Source organism: Lentzea sp. NPDC020367 (genome assembly GCF_044387305.1).
Lineage (GTDB): Bacteria > Actinomycetota > Actinomycetes > Mycobacteriales > Pseudonocardiaceae > Lentzea.
In genome coordinates this window covers 707176-726807 of the sequence record NZ_JBIRVV010000003.1, presented here as the reverse complement: position 1 = coordinate 726807, position 19632 = coordinate 707176, and the positions used below count along the sequence as shown (strand labels likewise).

18 protein-coding genes are annotated in these 19632 nt (G+C 68.1%); 8 read left to right on the top strand and 10 right to left on the bottom strand.

What is annotated here, in order from left to right; translation table 11 throughout:
• Nucleotides 1-24: 24 nt before the first annotated feature.
• Genes ACH413_RS15870 through ACH413_RS15860 form a run of 3 tightly spaced genes read left to right on the top strand, consistent with a single transcriptional unit; the run spans nucleotide 25 to nucleotide 3706 of the window.
• Nucleotides 25-1527, top strand: a complete 1503-nt coding sequence (locus ACH413_RS15870; RefSeq protein WP_360040451.1) for a dynamin family protein — start codon at nucleotides 25-27, stop codon at nucleotides 1525-1527.
• Nucleotides 1524-1889, top strand: coding sequence for a nucleotide exchange factor GrpE (gene grpE / locus ACH413_RS15865; RefSeq protein WP_093595321.1), 366 nt, complete (start codon nucleotides 1524-1526; stop codon nucleotides 1887-1889). Before ACH413_RS15870 ends, grpE begins: the two co-directional genes overlap by 4 nt.
• The gene (locus ACH413_RS15860; RefSeq protein WP_360040454.1) at nucleotides 1886-3706 is read left to right on the top strand and encodes a dynamin family protein; all 1821 of its coding nucleotides are present in this window, start codon (nucleotides 1886-1888) and stop codon (nucleotides 3704-3706) included. Before grpE ends, ACH413_RS15860 begins: the two co-directional genes overlap by 4 nt.
• Here the strand turns inward: ACH413_RS15860 and ACH413_RS15855 are convergent.
• Together ACH413_RS15855 and ACH413_RS15850 are read right to left on the bottom strand one after the other, a co-directional pair.
• Nucleotides 3668-3865 carry a DUF397 domain-containing protein gene (locus ACH413_RS15855; protein ID WP_360040457.1) on the bottom strand — a complete coding sequence of 66 codons (198 nt, stop codon included), beginning with the start codon at nucleotides 3863-3865 and terminating at the stop codon, nucleotides 3668-3670. The genes ACH413_RS15860 and ACH413_RS15855 overlap by 39 nt on opposite strands.
• Before the next feature lie 191 nt (nucleotides 3866-4056).
• On the bottom strand, nucleotides 4057-4893 hold the full coding sequence (locus ACH413_RS15850; RefSeq protein WP_360040460.1) for a helix-turn-helix transcriptional regulator: 837 nt from the start codon (nucleotides 4891-4893) through the stop codon (nucleotides 4057-4059).
• A 194-nt stretch (nucleotides 4894-5087) separates the two neighbouring features.
• On the opposite strand from ACH413_RS15850, the gene ACH413_RS15845 reads away from it, so the two are divergent.
• The 4 genes from ACH413_RS15845 to ACH413_RS15830 all read left to right on the top strand — a co-directional run bounded on the left by ACH413_RS15845 (nucleotide 5088) and on the right by ACH413_RS15830 (nucleotide 8391).
• On the top strand, nucleotides 5088-5252 hold the full coding sequence (locus ACH413_RS15845; RefSeq protein ID WP_360040463.1) for a hypothetical protein: 165 nt from the start codon (nucleotides 5088-5090) through the stop codon (nucleotides 5250-5252).
• Between the two features lie 43 nt (nucleotides 5253-5295).
• Entirely contained in the window at nucleotides 5296-5982 is a 687-nt protein-coding gene (locus ACH413_RS15840; RefSeq protein WP_360040466.1) for a DUF6802 family protein, read from the top strand.
• A 311-nt stretch (nucleotides 5983-6293) separates the two neighbouring features.
• Nucleotides 6294-8105 (top strand): phosphoenolpyruvate carboxykinase (GTP), encoded by a 1812-nt coding sequence (locus ACH413_RS15835; RefSeq protein WP_360040468.1) that lies wholly within the window; start codon nucleotides 6294-6296, stop codon nucleotides 8103-8105.
• 76 nt (nucleotides 8106-8181) lie between these two features.
• Entirely contained in the window at nucleotides 8182-8391 is a 210-nt protein-coding gene (locus tag ACH413_RS15830) for a hypothetical protein (RefSeq protein ID WP_360040471.1), read from the top strand.
• A 282-nt stretch (nucleotides 8392-8673) separates the two neighbouring features.
• Here the strand turns inward: ACH413_RS15830 and ACH413_RS15825 are convergent, their stop codons facing one another.
• The 5 genes from ACH413_RS15825 to ACH413_RS15805 form a co-directional block, all read right to left on the bottom strand.
• The gene (locus ACH413_RS15825) at nucleotides 8674-9516 is read right to left on the bottom strand and encodes a septum formation family protein (protein ID WP_360040474.1); all 843 of its coding nucleotides are present in this window, start codon (nucleotides 9514-9516) and stop codon (nucleotides 8674-8676) included.
• Nucleotides 9513-10760, bottom strand: a complete 1248-nt coding sequence (locus tag ACH413_RS15820) for a hypothetical protein (RefSeq protein WP_360040477.1) — start codon at nucleotides 10758-10760, stop codon at nucleotides 9513-9515. The genes ACH413_RS15825 and ACH413_RS15820 overlap by 4 nt, the downstream gene beginning before the upstream one ends.
• 71 nt (nucleotides 10761-10831) lie before the next feature.
• Nucleotides 10832-12466 carry a monocarboxylate uptake permease MctP gene (gene mctP, locus ACH413_RS15815; RefSeq protein WP_360040480.1) on the bottom strand — a complete coding sequence of 545 codons (1635 nt, stop codon included), beginning with the start codon at nucleotides 12464-12466 and terminating at the stop codon, nucleotides 10832-10834.
• Entirely contained in the window at nucleotides 12466-12732 is a 267-nt protein-coding gene (locus ACH413_RS15810) for a DUF3311 domain-containing protein (protein WP_360040483.1), read from the bottom strand. Before ACH413_RS15810 ends, mctP begins: the two co-directional genes overlap by 1 nt.
• 105 nt (nucleotides 12733-12837) lie before the next feature.
• Nucleotides 12838-13524, bottom strand: coding sequence for a GntR family transcriptional regulator (locus ACH413_RS15805; protein WP_360040486.1), 687 nt, complete (start codon nucleotides 13522-13524; stop codon nucleotides 12838-12840).
• 97 nt (nucleotides 13525-13621) lie between these two features.
• On the opposite strand from ACH413_RS15805, the gene ACH413_RS15800 reads away from it, so the two are divergent.
• Nucleotides 13622-14401: a 5-oxoprolinase subunit PxpA gene (locus tag ACH413_RS15800; protein WP_360040489.1), complete on the top strand. Its 780-nt coding sequence runs from the start codon at nucleotides 13622-13624 to the stop codon at nucleotides 14399-14401.
• Nucleotides 14402-14439: 38 nt separating this feature from the next.
• On the opposite strand, the gene ACH413_RS15795 is transcribed toward ACH413_RS15800, so the two are convergent.
• The 3 genes from ACH413_RS15795 to ACH413_RS15785 are packed head-to-tail and all read right to left on the bottom strand — an operon-like array spanning nucleotide 14440 to nucleotide 19630.
• Nucleotides 14440-15339, bottom strand: coding sequence for an ROK family protein (locus ACH413_RS15795; protein WP_360040491.1), 900 nt, complete (start codon nucleotides 15337-15339; stop codon nucleotides 14440-14442).
• Between the two features lie 11 nt (nucleotides 15340-15350).
• Nucleotides 15351-17468: an NEW3 domain-containing protein gene (locus ACH413_RS15790; protein WP_360040494.1), complete on the bottom strand. Its 2118-nt coding sequence runs from the start codon at nucleotides 17466-17468 to the stop codon at nucleotides 15351-15353.
• A gap of 53 nt (nucleotides 17469-17521) precedes the next feature.
• Complete coding sequence (locus tag ACH413_RS15785; protein WP_360040497.1) at nucleotides 17522-19630, bottom strand: hypothetical protein; 2109 nt, start codon at nucleotides 19628-19630, stop codon at nucleotides 17522-17524.
• Nucleotides 19631-19632: the final 2 nt, after the last annotated feature.

The following is a 19632-nucleotide window of genomic DNA, read 5'->3' as shown; positions in this document are numbered from 1 at the left end:
CAAACCGTGGCACGATCAGTGCCTGTGACGGCGTTGCAGGGACAACAACTGGCCGGACCGCTGTGTGCGGCGGTGGCCAACCTGTGCGTTGCCCTGCAACCACAGGTCTCCCCGCAGACCGCCGCCGGATTCCAGGAAGTGCTGCGCCGCCTGCACGCGCCGTTGCAGGTCGCGGTCGCCGGCCGGATCAAGTCCGGCAAGTCGACTCTGGTGAACGCGTTGATCGGACGCCGGGTCGCGCCCACCGACATCGGCGAGTGCACCCGGCTCGTCACGCGCTACCAGTACGGCACGGTCGACCGCATCGAAGTCGTGCTGCGAGACGGCAGACGGCAGGTGCTGCCGTTCGACGCGAACGGCATGATCCCCGCTTCTCTTGGCGTGGAAGGCATCTCGCACATCGAGGCGTACCTGACGAATGCCGTGCTGCGCGACTTCACCGTCATCGACACGCCAGGGCTCGGTTCGCTGGACGCGGCCTCGGTCGCACGCACCGAGGAACTGTTGGATCCCGTGTCGCGCAACGCGGTCGCGGGTGCCGAGGCCGTTCTCTACGTCGTGACGCAGGGCGTGCGTGCGGATGATCATTCGACGTTGGCCGCCTTCACCGCCGCGACCGCGTCCCGTGAGGCCGGGCCGGTCAACGCCATCGCCGCGCTGAACAAGGTCGACAACGTGGCACCGGAGACCGTCGAGGGCTCGGAGGGCGACGTCTGGCGGGCCGCGCAGATTCTCGCGTCGAAGCAGGCCGACCTGCTCAAGCCGCGGGTCGCGGACGTGCTGCCGGTGATCAGCCTGCTCGCCGAGTCCGCGGAGACCGGGGAGTTCACCTCGGCGGACGCGGAGGCGTTGCGGGCGTTGGCGGCCCTGGACGCGGACACCCGCACGATGATGCTGATGTCCGGTGACCTCTTCACGTCGTGGGACTGCGACGTCGCGGCCGGCGTGCGGTCCCGGTTGCTGGAGAAGCTCGACCTCTACGGCATCGGCCAGGCGCTCCGAGCTCTGGACGCCGAACCCGCGCTCACCGCCGGAGCACTCCGGCGGGTGCTGTTCGACGCGTCGGGGTTCGCGGCCGTCCGAGGCCGGTTGGACGCGGTCTTCCGGGCACGGGCCGACGGCATCAAGGCCGCCGCCGCGCTGGCCTCCGTCACGTCGCTGGCCGCGGGTGACGCGGGCGAACGGCAGCGCGTGCACGACGCGATCGAGGTCCTGCTGGCCCGTCCCGAGGCGCATCAACTGCGGCTGCTGGAGGCGTTGACGCTGGTCTCGTCCGGCGCGGTCACGCTGGCCCCCGACCTGACGGAGGAAGTGCTGCGCGTCGGCAGCACCCCGGACATCGCGGCCCGGCTGGGCATGGCCGGTCGGCCCGGCTCCGAGCTGGCCGCGTTCGCGCTGGAACGGGCCGGGTGGTGGCGTTCGTTCGCCTCGTTCGGCGCGACTCCGGCGCAGGCTCGAGTGGCGCACGTCGTCCACAGGGCGTATTTCCTCATCTGGCAGCAACTACGTGCTGGGGGGCACCGATGAGCGTGAACGGAACCGAACCCGCCGATCTGGCGTCGGATCACGGTGTGGAGACCATTGCCGACGAGCTGCTCGACCAGGCGCTGGCCGAGCGCCGCGCGCTGGTCCAGCTGTGCATGTACGCGCTGGACCGCGCCAGTGCGGGCGTGGTCCAACGGATCGAGGAAGGCCTCTCGTCCATAGGGGTCGTGGCGGTGCGGGCGGACGGTGAGCGCTTCGACCCGTCGCAGCACGAGGCCGGCGGCACCATGCCGACGGACGACCTGTCGTTGCAGGGCCTGGTCGCCGAGACCGAGGTGCCCGGCTTCTGCGACCGCGGCCGTGTCCTGCGGGCTCCCGTCGTGACGGTCTACACGGCCCGATGAGCAACCTCTCGCAGACCGTCCGGCAGACCCGCGAACGGCTGGTGTCCGTCGTGCGCGAGCTCGACCCGTCGATGGCCGACTGGGTGGCTCGCCGCGCGGTGCCGGAGGTGTCGTCCGTCGTGATCGTCGGCGAGACGAACCGCGGCAAGTCGTCGCTGGTCAACGCCCTGCTGTCGGCCCCAGGTCTCTCGCCGGTCGACGCCGACGTGGCCACCTCGACCTACCTCGTCTTCCAGCACGGCCCGACCTGGGCGGCCCGCGCCTGCTACCCCGGCCTGCTCGCGCCGGTCAGCTTCCCGCTGCCCGCGCTGATCAACTGGGTCTCCGCCGCCCACGACCTGCCCGAGGGCGAACTGCCCCCGCGCTACGTCGAGGTGGACGCCCCGATCCCGTTGCTGGAACGGATGTCCGTTGTGGACACTCCCGGCGTCGGCGGCCTGGAGTCGGTGCACGGCGAACTGGCCCTGGAAGCGGTCACCTCGGCCACCGCCCTGGTCTTCGTCGTCGACGCCTCGTCGCCGTTCACCCGCGGCGAGCTCGACTTCCTCAAACGCGTCGGCGACCGCGTCGAGACCGTCGTCTTCGCCCTGACCAAGACCGACCAGTACCGCGGCTGGCGCCAGGTCCTCGACGCCAACCAGGCCCTGCTCGCCGAGCACGCCCCGCGTTTCGCCGACGCCACCTTCCACCCGGTGTCGTCGCGCATGTTCGGCATGGCGGCCCAGGCCCCGAACCCGGACGCGGCCGCCATGCTCCGCGAACGTTCCGGCATCTCCGCCCTGCAGACAGCCCTGCAGGAACTCGTCACGGGCCGCGCCGGAATGCTGGCCGAGGCCAACGCCCTGCGCGCGCTGTCGACCGTGCTGGCAGAGCTGGAAATCCGCCTCGAACACGAGAAGCGCGCCCTGTCCGTGGGCGAGGACGAGGCCGTCGTCCTGCGCGCCCGCCGCGAAGAACTGCAGACCGAACGCCGTTCCTCCACCCGAGGCTGGCAGGTGAGGCTGCGCGGCGAAGTGCAGCGCGCCAGGATCGAGAACTCCCACGAGATCTCACGCCAGATGCGCGACCTGCAGACCTGGTACCGCCAGGCCATCGACGCCGCCGACCGCACCGCCCTCGCGTCCCTGCCGCAACAGGTCGACACGGCGTTGCAGGTCGTGTCCGGCCGCATCTCCACGGCACTCTCGGTACGCCTCGCCCAGGTCACCGACGCAGTGCTGGCGACCCTGTTCAACACCGAGGAACTGACCCTGATCCGCGGCCAGTTCGCGCGCGGCGAGCGCCCACCGGTCGTGTTGCGCCCCAAGGAGAAGCGCCCACCCACAGCCGAGGACAAGCTGCTGGTCTTCATGGGCGTCTCCGGCGGCCTGGGCGCCGGCAAGCTGGCCGTGATGCCACTCGCGGGCCTCGGCATCGCCGTGCTGAACCCGATCGTCCTGCCGGTCACCATCGCCCTGGGCCTCGGCGCGGGCTGGTGGATGGCCCGCACCCGCACCCACACGGCGGAAAAGCAGCACGTCAAGCAGTGGCTCTCCGACGCCATCGCCGACGCGCGCTCCACAGTGGACCAACTGGCCGCCGAACAGCTGATCGAGGCCGAACAGGCTCTGTCCTTGGCCCTGGACGAGGCGCTGGCCAAGCGCATCGAGGCCATCGAGGCGGAGCTGCGCGAGGTCGACAGGGCGTTGCGGATGGAGGCCGGCGAACGGGGGCGCGAACTGCAGGCCGTGACCCGTCAGCTCGCGGAGGTGGAGCAGGGCCGCTCGAAGGCGGAGGAGCTACTGGGCCGGATCAGGTCCGTCCGCGATCGCGCGTAGGAAGAATTTCCAAGCAACGCGCGAAAACTTGACGCGCCGTCCGTTCGGATCTTTGGGGTCACGTACCCAGACATCTTCGTCGGTGTGCCTGACCTCGACGCCATCGTCAGCATCGTCTGGGTCGTCTGGACCGTGGTGGGCTTTTCGCCAGGGGCTCACCTAGTTGCTCCTTGCTGATGTTGGGCATGGTCGATAAACCAGCGCATGGGCTGGTTCCGCTGGTAAGTCAGTCGATCTGTGCCGAGTGGCCGAGGTGTCCGCGATTAGAGCGAATTGTTCGAAGAATTACCCGATTGAGTGAGTCAGGTTCGGAAAACGTTCCGTCGGGGGGATCGATGCTGGTCAGCGCACTAGAGGCTCCTGGAGAGAAAGTTGATCAATGCTACCCGGCTGTCCTGCGGGCTCCATGCGAGATCTGTGATCTGCTCGAACATCTGTTGCATTCGGGCCGTGTCGGACGGCTGATCATAGTAGGTAGGTGTGCCGTACAAAGTAGATGTGAACGTGATCGGTTGTGTCGTGTCGAAGTCCAACGTCACCATCCCGCCGCCGAGCCCTGGGTTGCCAGGCGTGGCCAGACCGACGACGCGAATGTTCAGGGTTGGGTGTTGCTCCTCCAACTGCAGGAGATGGAGCACCTGTTCGCGCATCACCGACTGGTCACCCACCACGTGTAGAAGGCTGTCTTCGGTGAAGATGATGTCGATGCGCTGGGCTCTTCCGCCGGAGAGCACCTGCTTCTGAAGGTCGAGGCGGAAGGCTATGCGTCCCGATGTCTCTTCCTCGGTCTGGACAGAACTGCCCGCGCGGATGAGGCCCTCGACGTATCTCCGCGACTGAACGAGGCCGGGAATCACACCGCACTCGTACCAGCCGATGCCCCTTGCTGCCGCGAGCAGGTCCATGAAGCGGACGTACGAGTCGGGCAACGTGTCGAGGTAGCCGAGACGTGGCTGTCGGCGCCTGCTCGCCTTGCCCAGCGCAAGCACCGAGTCACGCTCTGCAGACGACACCTCGTAGAAGTCGAGCAGCCGGGTCAGCTCCTCCGAACCCAGCGCGCCCTTCCCGTTCTCGACCTGGCTCAACCGGCCCGCACTTCGGCCGATCTCGTCCGCCGCTTCCTGCTGGGACTTCCCGGCAGCCAGACGGAGGCGCTGAAGCGTGAGCCCCAGTTGGAGGCGCTCCACGGTCTGTCGGGCTTGACCCACTTGGTTGCCTTCCAATCATTCGCTTAGGCGAGCGACTTTAGCCTCAAGTAGCTCTAAAGTTAAGTCTAATACAGGCTGCCTGATGCGAAGATGACGTTGACCATGGGCGTCAACGCGAGGGGCTCCTCCACTGCAGCGACAGCTACGCGAACCGGGCGGTGTGCGAGGTCAGCATGAGCGCCGGTGGGGTGGAGATCGCCGGCCCCGACGGCCCGGCCTTCACGCTCGTCGGCGCCGAGATCCTGGATTTTCGCGCCGCCCTCAACGCGGCCATCGACCAGAGCGAGATCGACGGGCACACCCGCCGCAAGGTTGGCGACGGAACCAAACCGGCATAACGTGGGTCATACCGGTACATGAGCAAGTAGGAGGTGTGTCCCGGTGTACATCGACGAGAACGGTGCGGCCGACGCCGAGTTGAAGGTCACCGTCGAGGATGAGGAGTACACCGCCGACGTCACCTTCGACCTCGACCAGGACGGCGTGAACGACTCCGCCGTCGTCGAGACGGATGACGGTGGTCATCTCGCGTTCACCGACACGAACGGCGACGGTGACGCCGATCTGATGAGCACGTTCGACAAGGACGGCAATCTCCTGAGCCAGGCCCGGTTCGAGGAGAATTCCGGCGAGTGGGTTGCGGTAGGCCCGAACGACCCTCATCAGGAAAAGACGAATTCGTCGCCCAAGCAGGCGATTGTCGTGCAGACAGACGACGGCGAACGAAACGTCGGGCAGGCCACCGAGGACACCGACGGAGACGGCAAGGCCGACACCGCGATCGTGCGGGACGACGACGGTGACACGTGGCTGTTCACCGACGCGAACGGCGACGGCAAGGCCGACGTGGCGACCGAGATCACACGATCCGGCGAGGTCACGATGTCCGAGCACCGCGGCGACGACTGGGTCGAGGTCGAGCACGGGCACATCGAGTCCGACGGCCGGTACGTGACCGACTCGAAGAGCGGCATTTTGGACGACTCGGACGACTGGCTGGAGGAAGAACGGTTCGACGGCGTCGTCCGAATCGATTCCACAACGGGGCAGTGGATCAGCCCGAACTGACCCCGTAACTGAAGCGCAGGTCACAGGCCCCGGTGTGGTGAGAACCGCACCGGGGTCTCTTGTGTTTTTCCCACCTCAAGCCGGCCTTAACGCCGTCCGAGTGCTGAATCGATTCCAGAATCGGTTTTGTGAGGGAAGCGACAGGCTGGGGGTGCTTTACCTGCCATTCACCGGGCTAACCTCGGTCCATCCCCTTCCACGTACGCCCGGCTCCACCGGGCGTCTGGAGCTATTCCCGAGGACGACGAAGTCCTGCACCGGACCACCACGTGCTCGGGTTGCCGAGGCGTTCAGTCAGGAGACGAGACGAGATGACGGCAGTGACCATTCCCGGTCTCGAACACGCACCTACCAACCACGCGCGTCTGCTCGCATGGGTTCAGGAAGTCGCTGAGCTGACCTGCCCCGACGAGGTTGTTTGGGCTGACGGGTCTCAGGGCGAATGGGACCGTCTCACGAAGAAGCTCGTCGACGCCGGCACGTTCGTGCCGCTCAAGAAGAAGCCCAACTCGTTCTGGGCTGCCTCGGACCCCAGTGACGTCGCTCGCGTGGAGGAGCGGACCTACATCTGTTCGGTGCGCGAGGAGGACTCGGGCGCGACGAACAACTGGATGGACCCTTCCGAGATGAAGGCCATCATGACCGAGCTCTACCGGGGCTGCATGCGTGGCCGCACGATGTACGTCATCCCGTTCTGCATGGGCCCGCTGGACGCGGAGAAGCCGATGCTCGGTGTCGAGATCACCGACTCGGAGTACGTCGTCGTCTCCATGCACATCATGACCCGCATGGGCACCAAGGCGCTGAACCTGTTCGGTGAGGACGCCCCGTACGTGCCCGCGCTGCACTCGCTCGGCGCTCCGCTGGAGCCCGGCCAGGAAGACGTGCAGTGGCCGTGCAACACGACCAAGTACATCTCGCACTTCCCGGAGACCCGCGAGATCTGGAGCTTCGGCTCCGGCTACGGCGGCAACGCCCTGCTGGGCAAGAAGTGCTTCTCGCTGCGCATCGCGTCCGCCATGGCGCGCGACGAGGGCTGGCTCGCCGAGCACATGCTGATCCTCAAGCTCACCTCGCCGGAGAACAAGGCGTACTACATCGCCGCCGCGTTCCCGTCGGCCTGCGGCAAGACGAACCTCGCCATGCTCGAGCCGACCATCCCCGGCTGGAAGGTCGAGACGCTCGGCGACGACATCGCCTGGATGCGTTTCGGTGAGGACGGCCGCCTGTACGCGGTGAACCCGGAGAACGGCTTCTTCGGCGTCGCGCCCGGCACGGACTACCACACCAACCCGAACGCGATGCGCACCATCGCCAAGGGCAACTCGCTGTTCACGAACGTCGCGCTGACCGACGACGGCGACATCTGGTGGGAGGGCATCGGCGAGGCGCCTGCCCACCTGACCTCGTGGAAGCACCAGGACTGGACGCCGGACGGCGACGAGCTGGCCGCGCACCCGAACTCGCGCTACTGCACGCCGATCGAGCAGTGCGACATCAAGGCGCCGGAGTGGGAGGACCCGAACGGCGTCCCGATCTCGGCGATCTTCTTCGGTGGCCGCCGCGCCACGACGATCCCGCTGGTTACCGAGTCGCGCGACTGGCAGCACGGCACCTACATGGGCGCCACGCTGTCGTCGGAGACCACGGCCGCCGCGGTCGGCAAGACCGGTGTCGTGCGTCGCGACCCGATGGCGATGCTGCCGTTCATCGGCTACAACGCCGGCGACTACTTCCAGCACTGGGTCGACCTCGGCAAGCGCGCCGACGCCGACAAGCTCCCGAAGATCTTCTACGTCAACTGGTTCCGTCGGGGCGACGACAAGCGCTTCCTGTGGCCCGGATTCGGCGAGAACTCGCGCGTGCTGAAGTGGGCCATCGAGCGCATCGAGGGCAAGGCCGCCGCGCAGGAGACCCCGATCGGCTACGTGCCGACCGCCGACGACCTGGACCTCGAGGGTCTGGAGGCGTCGCGTGAGGACATCGAGGCCTCGCTCGAGTTCAACGCCGACGAGTGGCGCGCCGAGATCCCGCTGGTCGAGGAGTGGTTCGAGAAGATCGGCGAGAAGGTCCCGACCACGCTCCGCGACGAGCTGGCGAACCTGAAGCAGCGCCTCGGCTAGTCAGTTCGAGGTGTTTGTGATGACCCAGCGGTCAACGGCGACCGCTGGGTCATCTTTTTGAGGTACTACTGATCGTGTGACGCAAGACGACTTCCTCGGCGGCCTCAACTTCGACGGCTCCCAGCGCGATGTGGAGGTCGGCCCGACCACGGGCATCGTGCGCTACTACCCGGTGCCGCCCGCCCCGCCGGTCCGTCCGTCGCGGTGGCGCTACGTCCTCGTGTTCGGCATCGGTTTAGCGATCGGCGTGATTGCCGGCGTGGTCCTGTGCAGCAATTTTCTCTGAATCCGCCCAGCTCATCGTCCACATGAGACGAAGTTGTCCACAGGTGTGGACGGGTTTGTGCACATGTTGTGGATAGCTGTGGACAAGCCTGGGGACTTCTTCGCGCACCCAGAAAAAGTCTTGCCCCGGGAATGAACCTCGCCCCTACCGGGAACGTCCTAAGTGTGTGATGGCGGTCACAAAGATCGTCACTGGACGGTAGGGAGGTGTGCCGTGGGGATCGCAGGAATCGCGATGCTGGTGCTGTCCCTGGCCGCCGTGCTGATGGTCGTGGTCGCCGGGTCAGTTCGGGAGCGGGTTGTCCCGGATGCCGAGGAGAGTGCCGCTGAAGGCCTTGGTGGCCTCCGCGTAGCAGACGGCGTTGGTCCAACCCTCTGACCAGGCCTGCGAGCCGGGGTTCCGCCACGCGGGGAACACGTCGGTGCGCTTGGTCGAGCCCAGGTAGTCGTGCACGGCCTTGGTGCACTTGTCGTTCGCCAGCGTGTTCATCTGCTCCTTGGACGGAGCGGGGTCGGTCGACTTGCCGAGCGACACGACACCGGCGGGCACTGCCTCCGCCAGGTGCGGGGTGTTGCAGGCGACGACCTTGACCTCCTGGTCCTTCGACGGCGAACCCTGGGTGCAGGTCTGGAAGGTGCTGAAGCCGTTCGTCTTCAGCGTGTCCTTCACGGAACCCTTGCGCGCCAGCGGCTTCTCGTCGGGGCTGATCTCCACGACGGTGCACAGCCGCCAGCGCTGGCCGTCCTTCCAGCCCTGCTCGTTCGGCCAGAACGCCCAGACCCGCAGGCGCGTCGAGTCCGAGTCGCCGCCGCCCAGGTACTCGCTGAGCGTCTGGCGGCACGGCGGGAGCGCGGCCTTGCGCAGCGCCTGCGTGTCCGGGTAGGTCGACGGCAGGCCGGTGAGCTCACCGACGCTCATGACCTCGGCCTCGTGCGATTCGGTGCACTGCAGCACCTTCAGCTCGTAGGCGTTCATGCACTGCCCCGCCTTGGGCAGGGTGGGCGCGGAGGCGGAGGCCGTGGACGGCAACGGTCCAGGGACCGCTTGCCCTCCCACCTGAATCGCGCACGCGGACAGCGTCAACGCGCTCAGGACAATTGCCACCGCCAGCCGCACACGAGTCACACCACAGAGACTAGGGCCTTGACCTGATCGGCGATGTCCCGACGCTGCTTTTCGAAGGCGGAATCGGTCAGCGCGGCCGGGTCGGCCGGCTGCCCGAGCACCGGCGTGTGCAGGTGTCCGCCGAGGACATTCGTTGCTCCGTAACCGATTCGCAGCCGGTTGGCCCGATACATGCTCTCGTTGGAGAGGTAGTCACCGCCGCCACCGGACGCCGCGACCCTGCCCGGCGTCGGCTCGTCCGTGCGGCACGACTGCTGCGAACCGACGACGACCCACTCGCAGAACGCCCGGTTGAAGTTCACGGTGAACGGGCCGGTGCCCGCGTCGATCATCTTCTGGAACGGCAGCGAGGTCTCGATGAACTCGTTGGCCGGCTGCGGCCAGCCCGCCGCGTTCGGGACGCTGCCGAACGAACCGACGTTGTTGTTGTCCGCGAAGCCACCACGCCAGCGCGCCGCCCACCGCTCGACGTCGAAGCGGCCCGGCCTGCCCTGGCTGATCGTCACGAACGCGTCGGGCTTCTGCTGCAGGGCCGATCCGTAGAACTGCTCGACGACGCCCTCGTCGAAACCACCCCACAGCACCGGAAGCACCGCGGCCTGCAGCACGACCTTGCCACTGGGCGTGGAGATCTCACGGCCGTCGAGCTGCAACGCCGCCGCGCCCGCGGGGTTCGCCCGCCGCACGTTCGCGCCGGTGAGCTGGAACGGGTCGAAGCCGGTCACCGCGATCTTGCGCACGCCGGGCCTGGCGGGGAACGCCGCGTCGCTCAAACCCCGTGACGCCCAGTCGAACTGCTGGATGAGCTTCGCGCGGTCGTTGGGCGCCATGGCGAACCGCGGCGTCCACTGGCGCAGCGCGGAGCTGAGCTGCAGCCGTGCCCAGTAGAGCGGACGGTCGTCGTAAGCGTCGTGTGTCACGGGTTTTGTGCTCTGCGCGCGGGCGACGGCGGCCTTCCACAGCGCGTTGCCCTCGCGTTGCACGAACTGCTGAGCCTGCTTCGGCGCGATCTGGCGGCAGAGCTTGGCGGTGAAGTCCGTGACGCGGCCGTCGAACCCGGCCAGCTTCACGAGTTCGGGGCCGACGGCGGGGCCACCGGTGACGAGCGTGTCGTCGAGCCGTTGCTCCTCGACGGTCAGCGGAACGGTGGTGTCGTAGCAGTTCGCGTCCTGCGCGTGGGCGACGGCAGGACTCAGGGTGAGGGCGAGTGCGGTCAGACCGACCAGTCCGGCGATGGTTTTCACGTGATCGATCCTCAACGCAAAGGGCCACCCGCCGTAACCGACAGGTGGCCCATAGTGTTGCGGACTTCGTCTCAGTGGGCAGCGACGGGCTTGACCCGAGGGTTGTCCTCGTCGACGTGGTAGTCGGACGGATCGGTCTGGTCCGTGCCGTTGAACCACTTGGCCTTCTTGGCGATCAGCGTGATCACCACCGCGACCAGGAGGTTGACGAACAGCGCGACGATGCCCGCGTAGATCTGCGTCGTCGAACCGCTGAACGGGTGCCAGCCGAAGAACGAGATGTCGCCCAGCGGCAGCGCCGAACTGGCGAAGTGCTTCTTGCCGGTCGCGGGGTTGCCGATGTTGTAGAGCAGCCACATGCCGTAGCCCATGCCCGCGATCCAACCGGCGACCAGGGCGTGGACGTGGAACCAGCGCGTGTACAGCGCGATCGCGACCGCCGGCAGCGTCTGCAGGATCATCACACCGCCCATGAGCTGCAGGTCGATGGAGTACTGCGGGTCGATGAGCACGATGAACAACACGGCGCCGAACTTCACGACGAGGCTGGCGAGCTTGGCCTGCTTGGCCTCCTCCGCCGGGGTGGCGTTCTTCTTGACGTACTCCTTGTAGATGTTGCGCGTCCACAGGTTCGCCGCCGCGATCGACATGATCGCCGCCGGCACCAGCGCGCCGATGCCGATGGCCGCGAACGCGATGCCCGCGAACCACGACGGGAAGTTCGCGCCGAAGAGCTCGGGGATGATCGTGTTGTTGTCGGCACGGCCGGTCGCCTGGTTGACGAGCGGCTTGGTGCCCGAGCTGATCGCGACGAAGCCCAGCAGCGCCAGCAGACCCAGCAGCAGCGAGTACGCCGGAAGCGCGACCATGTTGCGCTTGATGACGTTGCGGCCGCGGCTCGCGAGGATGCCGGTCAGCGAGTGCGGGTAGAGGAACAGCGCGAGCGCGCTGCCCAGTGCCAGCGTGGCGTACTGCAGCTGGTTGGTGCCGGTCAGCAGGATGCCGTCGGCCTTGCTCGGCGTGGCGTCGAACTTGGCCTGCGCGTCGTTGAAGATCTCGCCCCAGCCGCCGAACTTCGAGGGCAGGTAGATGATCGCCACCAGGATCACCAGGTAGATCAGGATGTCCTTGACGAACGCGATCAGCGCCGGCGCGCGCAGACCCGACTGGTAGGTGTAGAGCGCGAGGACCAGGAACGCGATGAACAGCGGCAGGTGCCCCATGATGCCGCTGCCGTTGAGGCCCATGCTGCGCAGCACGGCTTCGAGGCCGACGAGCTGCAACGCGATGTAGGGCATGGTCGCGACGATGCCGGTGATCGCGATCAGCAGCGCCAGCCAGTGCGAGCCGTAGCGGCCCTTCACGAAGTCGGCCGGCGTGACGTAGCCGTGCACGCGGCTGACCGACCACATCCGCACCAGCGGCAGGAAGACCAGCGGGTACAGGATGATCGTGTACGGCAGGGCGTAGAAGCCGATGGCACCCGAGCCCCACATCAGCGCGGGCACCGCGACGAACGTGTACGCGGTGTAGAGGTCACCACCGACCAGGAACCACGTGATCCAGCTGCCGAACTTGCGGCCGCCCAGGCCCCACTCGTCGAGGTGCTCGAGCGTGTCGCCCTTCTGCCACCGCGCCGCCAGGAAGCCCATCACCGTGACGACCAGGAAGAGAACGCTGAAAACGATCAGCTCGGTCCACTGCATCAGTTCGCTCCCTCGTCCAGGTCGTCCACGCCGAGCTTGTCGGCCTTGCCGGTGACCACGGGCTCGTCCTTGGTCTTGACGTAGACGAGGCCGACGCACAGGACGCCGAGCGGGACGAACAGGAACTGGTACCAGTAGAAGAACGGCAGCCCCAAGATCCTGGGCTCGTCCTGGTTGAACCACGGCGTGATGAGCATGAACAGCGGAAGTATCAGCAGCAGGTTCCAGTTGCTCCAGCGCAAGCCGGTCTTGTGATCCGACGGCATGGTGGCCCTCCGTGTACGCGGTGTTGCGCGGATGTTAGGCCTGATGAAGAGTGCCGTCAGCCTCGTGATCGGAATCGTTGCCTTCGGCTTAACGTTCTCTTTGGACTAATCCGCCGTCAGACGGCTGACGAGGTCCTGTTCGGCGGCGTCGAAGTACTCGTCGAGCTGCTGGACCGCCTGCTCGACCGTGCCGCCGTTCAGCAGTTCGACGATCTTGCGGTTCCACGGCAGGTAGGTCTGGTGGAAGGCCTCCACCTCGTGCGCGACGCGGAACGCGAGCATGAGCTCGGCGAAGAGCCGGTCGGACTCGTCGCTCAGGCGGATGCTGCCCGCGAGGCCGACGATGCCGCGGTGGAACTGGATGTTCGCGGTGCCGGTCTTGCTGAAGTCGTTCTTCTCCGCGCGTGCCACGGCCTGGCGGACTGGCGTTCGCACGGCTTCCCGCTGCTTCTCGCTGACGTCGTTCCAGCGGCGGAGGGCGCCGCACTCGATCACGCGGCGGGCGGCGTAGAGGTCGCGCACGTCGTCGCCGGTCGGCCGGCGGACGAAGACCCCGCGGCTGTGCTCGTGCACCAGGATCCGGTCGCGCGTGAGCAGCCGGAACGCCTCCCTGAGCGTGTTGCGGCTGACGCCCAGCGCGCCGCCGATCGCTTCCTCGCTCAGGCGCAGGCCCGGTTCCAGCTCACCGTCGAGCACCCGTTCGCGCAGCATGTCGGCGACCTTCTGCGCGGTGCTCGCGCGCTCCAGGTCGGCCTTGCTCTGAGCCAGCGTCGACACCCACGTCTCGGTCACCTCAGCAGTCTATTTGCAGGATCGTTCCATTGCACTATCGTAGAATCGTTCAACAATCCCACGATCCAACAAAACGAGCGCGCCTAGGGGGACGTCCATGGACCTGAACGCAGACTTAGGCGAGGGCTACGGCCAGTGGACCCTCGGCGACGACAAGGCCTTGCTGAACATCGTGACCAGCGCGAACATCGCCTGCGGCTACCACGCGGGCGACGCCGACACGATGCGCGAGACCTGCGCGCTCGCCGCCTCCGCAGGCGTCGCGGTAGGCGCGCACGTCGGCTATCGCGACCTGGCGGGCTTCGGCCGCCGATTCATCGACGTGGCTCCGGACACGCTCACTAACGAGGTCCTGGCCCAACTAGGAGCTCTGGCAACGTTCGCCCGAGCCGCCGGCACCCGCGTCTCGTACGTGAAGCCGCACGGCGCGCTCTACAACACCCTCGTCCGGCACGAGGCCCAGGCCGACGCCGTCGTCGACGCGGTCCGCCTCTTCGACCCGACGCTCGCCGTGCTCGGCCCACCGGGCGCGGTCTGGCTGAAGCGAGCCTCGGTGGCCGGGCTGCGCGTGTGGCACGAGGCCTTCGCGGACCGCGCCTACACGGCGTCCGGAACGTTGGTGCCGCGCGGCGAACCAGGAGCCGTCCTGCGCGATCCGGCCGAGATCGCGGCCCGGTGCGTACAACTGGCGACGGAGGGATGGGTCCGCAGCGTCTCCGGCCGCCCGGTCCGGATCCAGGCCGATTCCCTCTGCGTGCACGGGGACACGCCGGGCGCGGTGGAGATCGCTCGCACGGTTCGTGCGGCCCTGGACGCGGCGGGCGTCGCGGTGGGCCGCGTGGAGTCGCCGCTGCGGCACACCCGTCAGGCGGTCTGACGGACGGGCAGCGTGAAGCCGCTGCTGCGGCGCACCTGTCAGGCGGTCTGACGGACCAGCGCGGCCGCGCCCACCAGCCCGGCCTCGCCGCCGAGTTCCGCCTGCCGCACCTCGAGCCCGGCCAGGTACGACAGCCCGGCGTGCGTCTTCAACGTCTTCCGCACCGGCTCGAACAGCAGGTCCCCGGCCTGCGCCACCCCGCCCCCGATGACCGCGAGCTCCAGGTCGCACACCGCGGCCGCCCCGGCGATCGCCATCCCGACGGCCCGACCGGCGCGTTCGAACGCCTCCAGCGGGATCTCCTCGCCGGACAACGCGGCGGCGGCCAGCAGAGCGGCGTCGGCGTGGTCCGGTGCCCGCCAGCCGATGCGGCGCGCCCACTCCACCATGCGCGGGCCGCCCGCGACGGTCTCCACGCAGCCGCGGCCGCCGCACGTGCAGAGTTCGCCGTCGGGCTCCACGACGATGTGGCCGATGTGTCCCGCGTTGCCGGTGCGGCCGCCGAACGGCCGTCCGTCCAGCACCAGCCCGCCGCCGACACCGGTCGACACGACCAGGCCGACCATGAACCTGCTGCCCCGGCCGGCGCCGCGCCAGTGCTCGCCCAGCGCCATGCACACGCCGTCGCCCGCGAGTTCCACCGGAACGCCGGGAAACAGCGACGCCACCGACTCCCGCAGCGGGAACTCCTGCCACGACGGCACGTTGATCGGCGAGACGGTGCCGGCGACCGCGTCCAACGGGCCCGCCGAGGCGATGCCCACGCCGGCCACGACCGCGTCCTGCACGACCGACGAGATCACCGAAACGACGGCGTCCCAAGGGTTCTCGGACGGCGTCGGCACGCGCGAGGAGCGCACCACCGTGCCGTGGGGGTCCACCAGGGCGGCGGCGATCTTGGTGCCGCCGAAGTCCAGTGCCAGCACCAGATCAGTCACGATGACGCAGCTTAACCAGCCACTTCGAGGCGGATGGGCGCAGTGGTCCGCACCAGCTCACCGGCGGTCACGCGGACCACGGCCGACCACGTGCCCGGCGTGGCCCAGGGCGGCGCTTCCAGGACGAAGTCGAGTGGCAGCCGGCCCTGAGCGGGGAGCAGACCGCCCACGCAGAACGGGCCGACGAAGTCCCACGAGTCACGCGGCGACAGCAGTCGGGCCTGCACCGGCAGGTCGCCGTGCGCGCCGGAGGCCATGACCACCCGGAACGTCGACGATTCCCCTGGCCGCACCGACACCACCGACGGTGAGGAAGCCGCCCACAGGACCTCGACGGGATCATCGGCGTCCCACTCGGGCACCGTCAGCAGCGCGATGTCGTAGACCTCGAACGGCAGGCCCTCCAGGGTGGCGCGCACCGGATGGCAGCCAGGAACGAGCGACGGCACCAGGTCCACGTCGGCCGTGAGATAGCCGCCCGCAGGAAGCGATACCGGCAGTGAGTCCCACGACGCCGACCAGCCGTCGGGCAACGAGAGCCGGACGACGCCCGAGAACGCCGGTCCGTCCGACACGGCCACCACCCGCAGCCGCGTCGGACTGAGCACTTCCAGCTGGACGTTCGCGGCCAGCCCGCCCAACGGCGCGGGCTCGTGCAGCCAGTAGCGCGCGAACACCGGGGTCACGGCAGGCGAATCAGGCCCGAGCGGTCCCCCCGGCGCCGTCCTGGGAACGCCCAGCACGGCGAACAACGGGGACGGACCGAGGTGGTCGACGTCGTTCCACAGCGTGAAGGTCGTGGACCCGACCATCTTCTCGCCGACCTCGCTGTGCCAGACGCTGATCGGCCCGACCAGCCGCGGTGCCTTCAGAGCAGGGCCATCCACGGCGACGAGAGAAGCGATCGGGTCGTACGACAGGACGTAGTGAGTGGAGGCGATCTCGGTGCCGAAGCCGCGCTTCCAGCCGTGGTCGACGTCGTCCTCGACCAACTCGTACGTGCAACACCCGCGTGCGGGCACATCGCGCGCCAAGAACGTCACGGTCACACCGTCGACCAACGTGGGCAGGACCACACCGTCGCACTCCACGTGGACGTTCGAAGCAGTCGGCAGATGCACGGACACGATGTCGGTGCACGGAGAAGGCAACGGGTTCCAGACGGTCACCGAAGAGTCCACAGTGGACGTCAACGCGGCCAGTGACCGCGACACGACCTCGGACCGCAGGTCGAAGGCCTCGCGAGGGTGTGCGAGGGCGGCACGCTCCAGCGCGGCGTGCGGAAAGGCCAATCCAGTCAGACGGGCGAACACGGCAGCAGGCGAGTCGTCCACCGAACCAGGCGGCACGGGCACAGAGCCGCGCACGTAGTAGTCGCGCGGCAACGAGCAGACGATCCGCGGCCACGTGTAGCGCGCGCTCCAGTCGTGATGAACAGCGGTAACCCACGGATTCGGCGCATCACGAGCACCACCGACCGGCAGCATCACGTGCGGAGCGGAAGCCCCGGACCGCAGTTCCAGGAACGACGAGTAGACCGACCGCTCGGCCTCGCCGAGCGAAGAGGCCGTCAGCGGCACGCCGGAAGGCAGCGACGAGAGCAACGGCGTCACACCGACCACATTGGACTCGGACCCGACGACCTCGACCCGTCCCTCGGAGATCAGCCGCAACAGCAGCGAACGGTGCTGCGGGAACGTGTCCCAGTACGGCTGCAACAACTCCACCGACGTCACGGCGAACCGGTAGGCGGGATCGGTCAGCGCCAGGTCCAGATGCGCCCGCACCGCAACGAACGGCGCATCGCCCGCAACGTGCCCAATGAGGTGCACGGTCCACCCCGGCGTGCCCACGACCAGCGAGAACGTGCACGACTCCTCGCCGGCCGCAGACCGCATCACGGCCTGAGCGGGCACCACGGCGCCCGGCGGATGCGAGGAGACGTCGACGCCGAGCTCGTAGCCGAACGGCCCCGGCACCAGCGATCCGCCGTGCCGCGGCGAGTGCAGGCCGGGCCCGGACACGTGCGCGTGCACCGCTCCCGCCACCGCGGGCGAGGTCAGCCGCACCACCTGCAGCAGCGCGGTCCGAGGCCCGACGAAGAGTTCGGTCGACTCGGCGGCGATCACCACAAGATCGCACCACCGTTCATCACCGGGCGAAATACCCCGATGGTGGAGTTCTACCGCTTGAGCATCCGGGTCAGACCGGCCGCCACCGTCGTCGCCAGCACCCAGCCCGTCACGATCAGCCCGGACGCGATCCACTGCGACGCTCCCGGCGTCTGCCAGCGGTTCTTGTTGCCGAAGTCGACGATCGGCACCACCAGGTCGATCGTGTAGAGCCACGCGTTCCACGGCAGGTGGTCGTCGGCGTTGATCTCGACCAGCGGCCCCTTGAACTGGAACCACATGCTGCCGAGCGCCCACGCCGCGATCAGCCACCCCAGAGCGCGCGCCGGGCGGTAGCCGTAGCCGACCATCGACCGTTGCAGGAAGCTCCACACCAGCACCAACGGACCGAAGAACCGCATGCCCTCGGCGACCGCGCGGTACCGCAGGCGTTGCTTCTCGATCAGCACGGTCGAGGCGTGCTCCTCGTTGCCGGCCGCGGTCAGCATCTCGGCGAACTGGTCGTACGGGCGCGGGTGGTAGCTGCGCCGCATCGCCTGCCTCAGCCAGCGCAACCGCTGCTGCACCTGGTCGTCGTCGCGCAGGTCGATCGGGTACGCGAGAGAGTCGTAGCGGAAGTCGTCGAGGTCGATGAAACCGGTGGCGTTCCAGAAGTTCTCGTTGTCGTCCAACGACGTGCAACGCGCCTGCCGCAGCGTCACCAGGCCCTTGGGCGGCGACACGACGTTGAGCATCAGCTCCTGCACCTGCATGCCCATGGCGTTCAACGCGTGGCTGTCGAGCTTGTACCCGAGTACGGCGCCGTTGAAGTTCGCCATGCGGCCGATCACCGCGCGACGGCAGCGCACGCCGCCATGCGCGACGAACTCCTTGTCGCCACGTGCGCAGATGAGGTCACGGCCGATCGTGGCGCCGCCGATGTCGAGCGACGGCTTCTCGCGCGGCTGGTGCCGGTACTTGCCCGGCTTGATCAACCGGCTGCCGCGCAGGTCGAGGTTCGCGCCGACGGTGATGCCGCGCAGCTCCAGGCCGCCGGAGACCTCCGACTCGCGCACCACGAAGTTGCTGCCGATCTGGGAACGGTTGGCCAGCACGGCATCCGCGGCCGGATTGTCCACAGTGGCCCGTTCGATCGTGATGCTGCCGCGCACGTGCGTGTCGACCATGCGCAGCTGGCCCTTGATCTGCACACCCCGGCCGACGACGTCACCACCGATCTCCGCGCCGTCGACGTGCAACGCGCGGCCGGAGCCGGTCGGGTCGGTGCCGACGGCGGGCGGCGACACGGCGTCCAGCACGGCGTCTGCCAGCGACAACGTGCCGCCGATCTTCGCGTTCACCGCGCGGATGGTGCCCTGGCTGGTGAAGCCGCGGTCGAGCTCGAGGTCGCCGGAGACGTCGACGCGGTCGAGGATCAGCGTCGCCGACGGGTCGTCGTGCGGGTCACTGCTGTCGGCGAAGTCGGAACCGCGCGAGAGCATCGCGCCGCTCAACGACAGCGTCGAGCTGATCCGGGAGTTGGACAGGAACACCACGCCGTGCGAGGTGAACGCGCCGAGGAAGTTGCCGCCGACCTGCATGCCGTTGCCGTTCAACGTGAAACCGTCGGCGTTCTCCAGCACCGCGCTGCCGAGGTTGACGTTGCCGCCGATGCGCGAACCCGCCAGCCGGATCTCGCCCTCGGTGTGGATGCCGAACCCGAGCAGCGCGCCGGCGATCGTCAACCGGTCGCCGTGCAGACACAGTCCTCCGGGAAGGCTGAACCTGGTGTCCCGCAACAGGACCGAGCCCGCGATCTCGGCATCGGTCAGGTCGGTGAGCCCGGTGACGCGGCAGCCGAGCAACGAGACGTCGTTGCCGCTGTGGAGGTTGCGCGCCTCAAGACCGGGCAGGTCGCAGTCGGTGAACGAGATGCCGGCCAGGTTGGCCTGCCGCAGGTCCGGCGCCCCCTCGAACTGGCAGCGCTCGAACTCCAGCACGTAGGGCACCTCGACCGCGCGCAGGTCGAGCACGTCGGTGACCACCCGGTCCACCACGCGGATGACGGGTGGGGTGCTCGGCCTGCGCCGAGGCAACCTCCACCCGCCACCACCGGAATTCTCGTTCTCCCCCAACAGCCCCCGCAGCACGTCCGCCGCGGCGACTTTCCCCCTCGCCACCG

What these genes read in the sequence shown, in the direction of transcription:
- ACH413_RS15810 (WP_360040483.1), bottom strand. Translation starts at nt 12,732, where the DNA reads ATGCCGTCGGATCACAAGACCGGCTTGCGCTGGAGCAACTGGAACCTG.
- ACH413_RS15860 (WP_360040454.1), top strand. Translation starts at nt 1,886, where the DNA reads ATGAGCAACCTCTCGCAGACCGTCCGGCAGACCCGCGAACGGCTGGTG.
- grpE (WP_093595321.1), top strand. Translation starts at nt 1,524, where the DNA reads ATGAGCGTGAACGGAACCGAACCCGCCGATCTGGCGTCGGATCACGGT.
- ACH413_RS15845 (WP_360040463.1), top strand. Translation starts at nt 5,088, where the DNA reads ATGAGCGCCGGTGGGGTGGAGATCGCCGGCCCCGACGGCCCGGCCTTC.
- mctP (WP_360040480.1), bottom strand. Translation starts at nt 12,466, where the DNA reads ATGCAGTGGACCGAGCTGATCGTTTTCAGCGTTCTCTTCCTGGTCGTC.
- ACH413_RS15800 (WP_360040489.1), top strand. Translation starts at nt 13,622, where the DNA reads ATGGACCTGAACGCAGACTTAGGCGAGGGCTACGGCCAGTGGACCCTC.
- ACH413_RS15835 (WP_360040468.1), top strand. Translation starts at nt 6,294, where the DNA reads ATGACGGCAGTGACCATTCCCGGTCTCGAACACGCACCTACCAACCAC.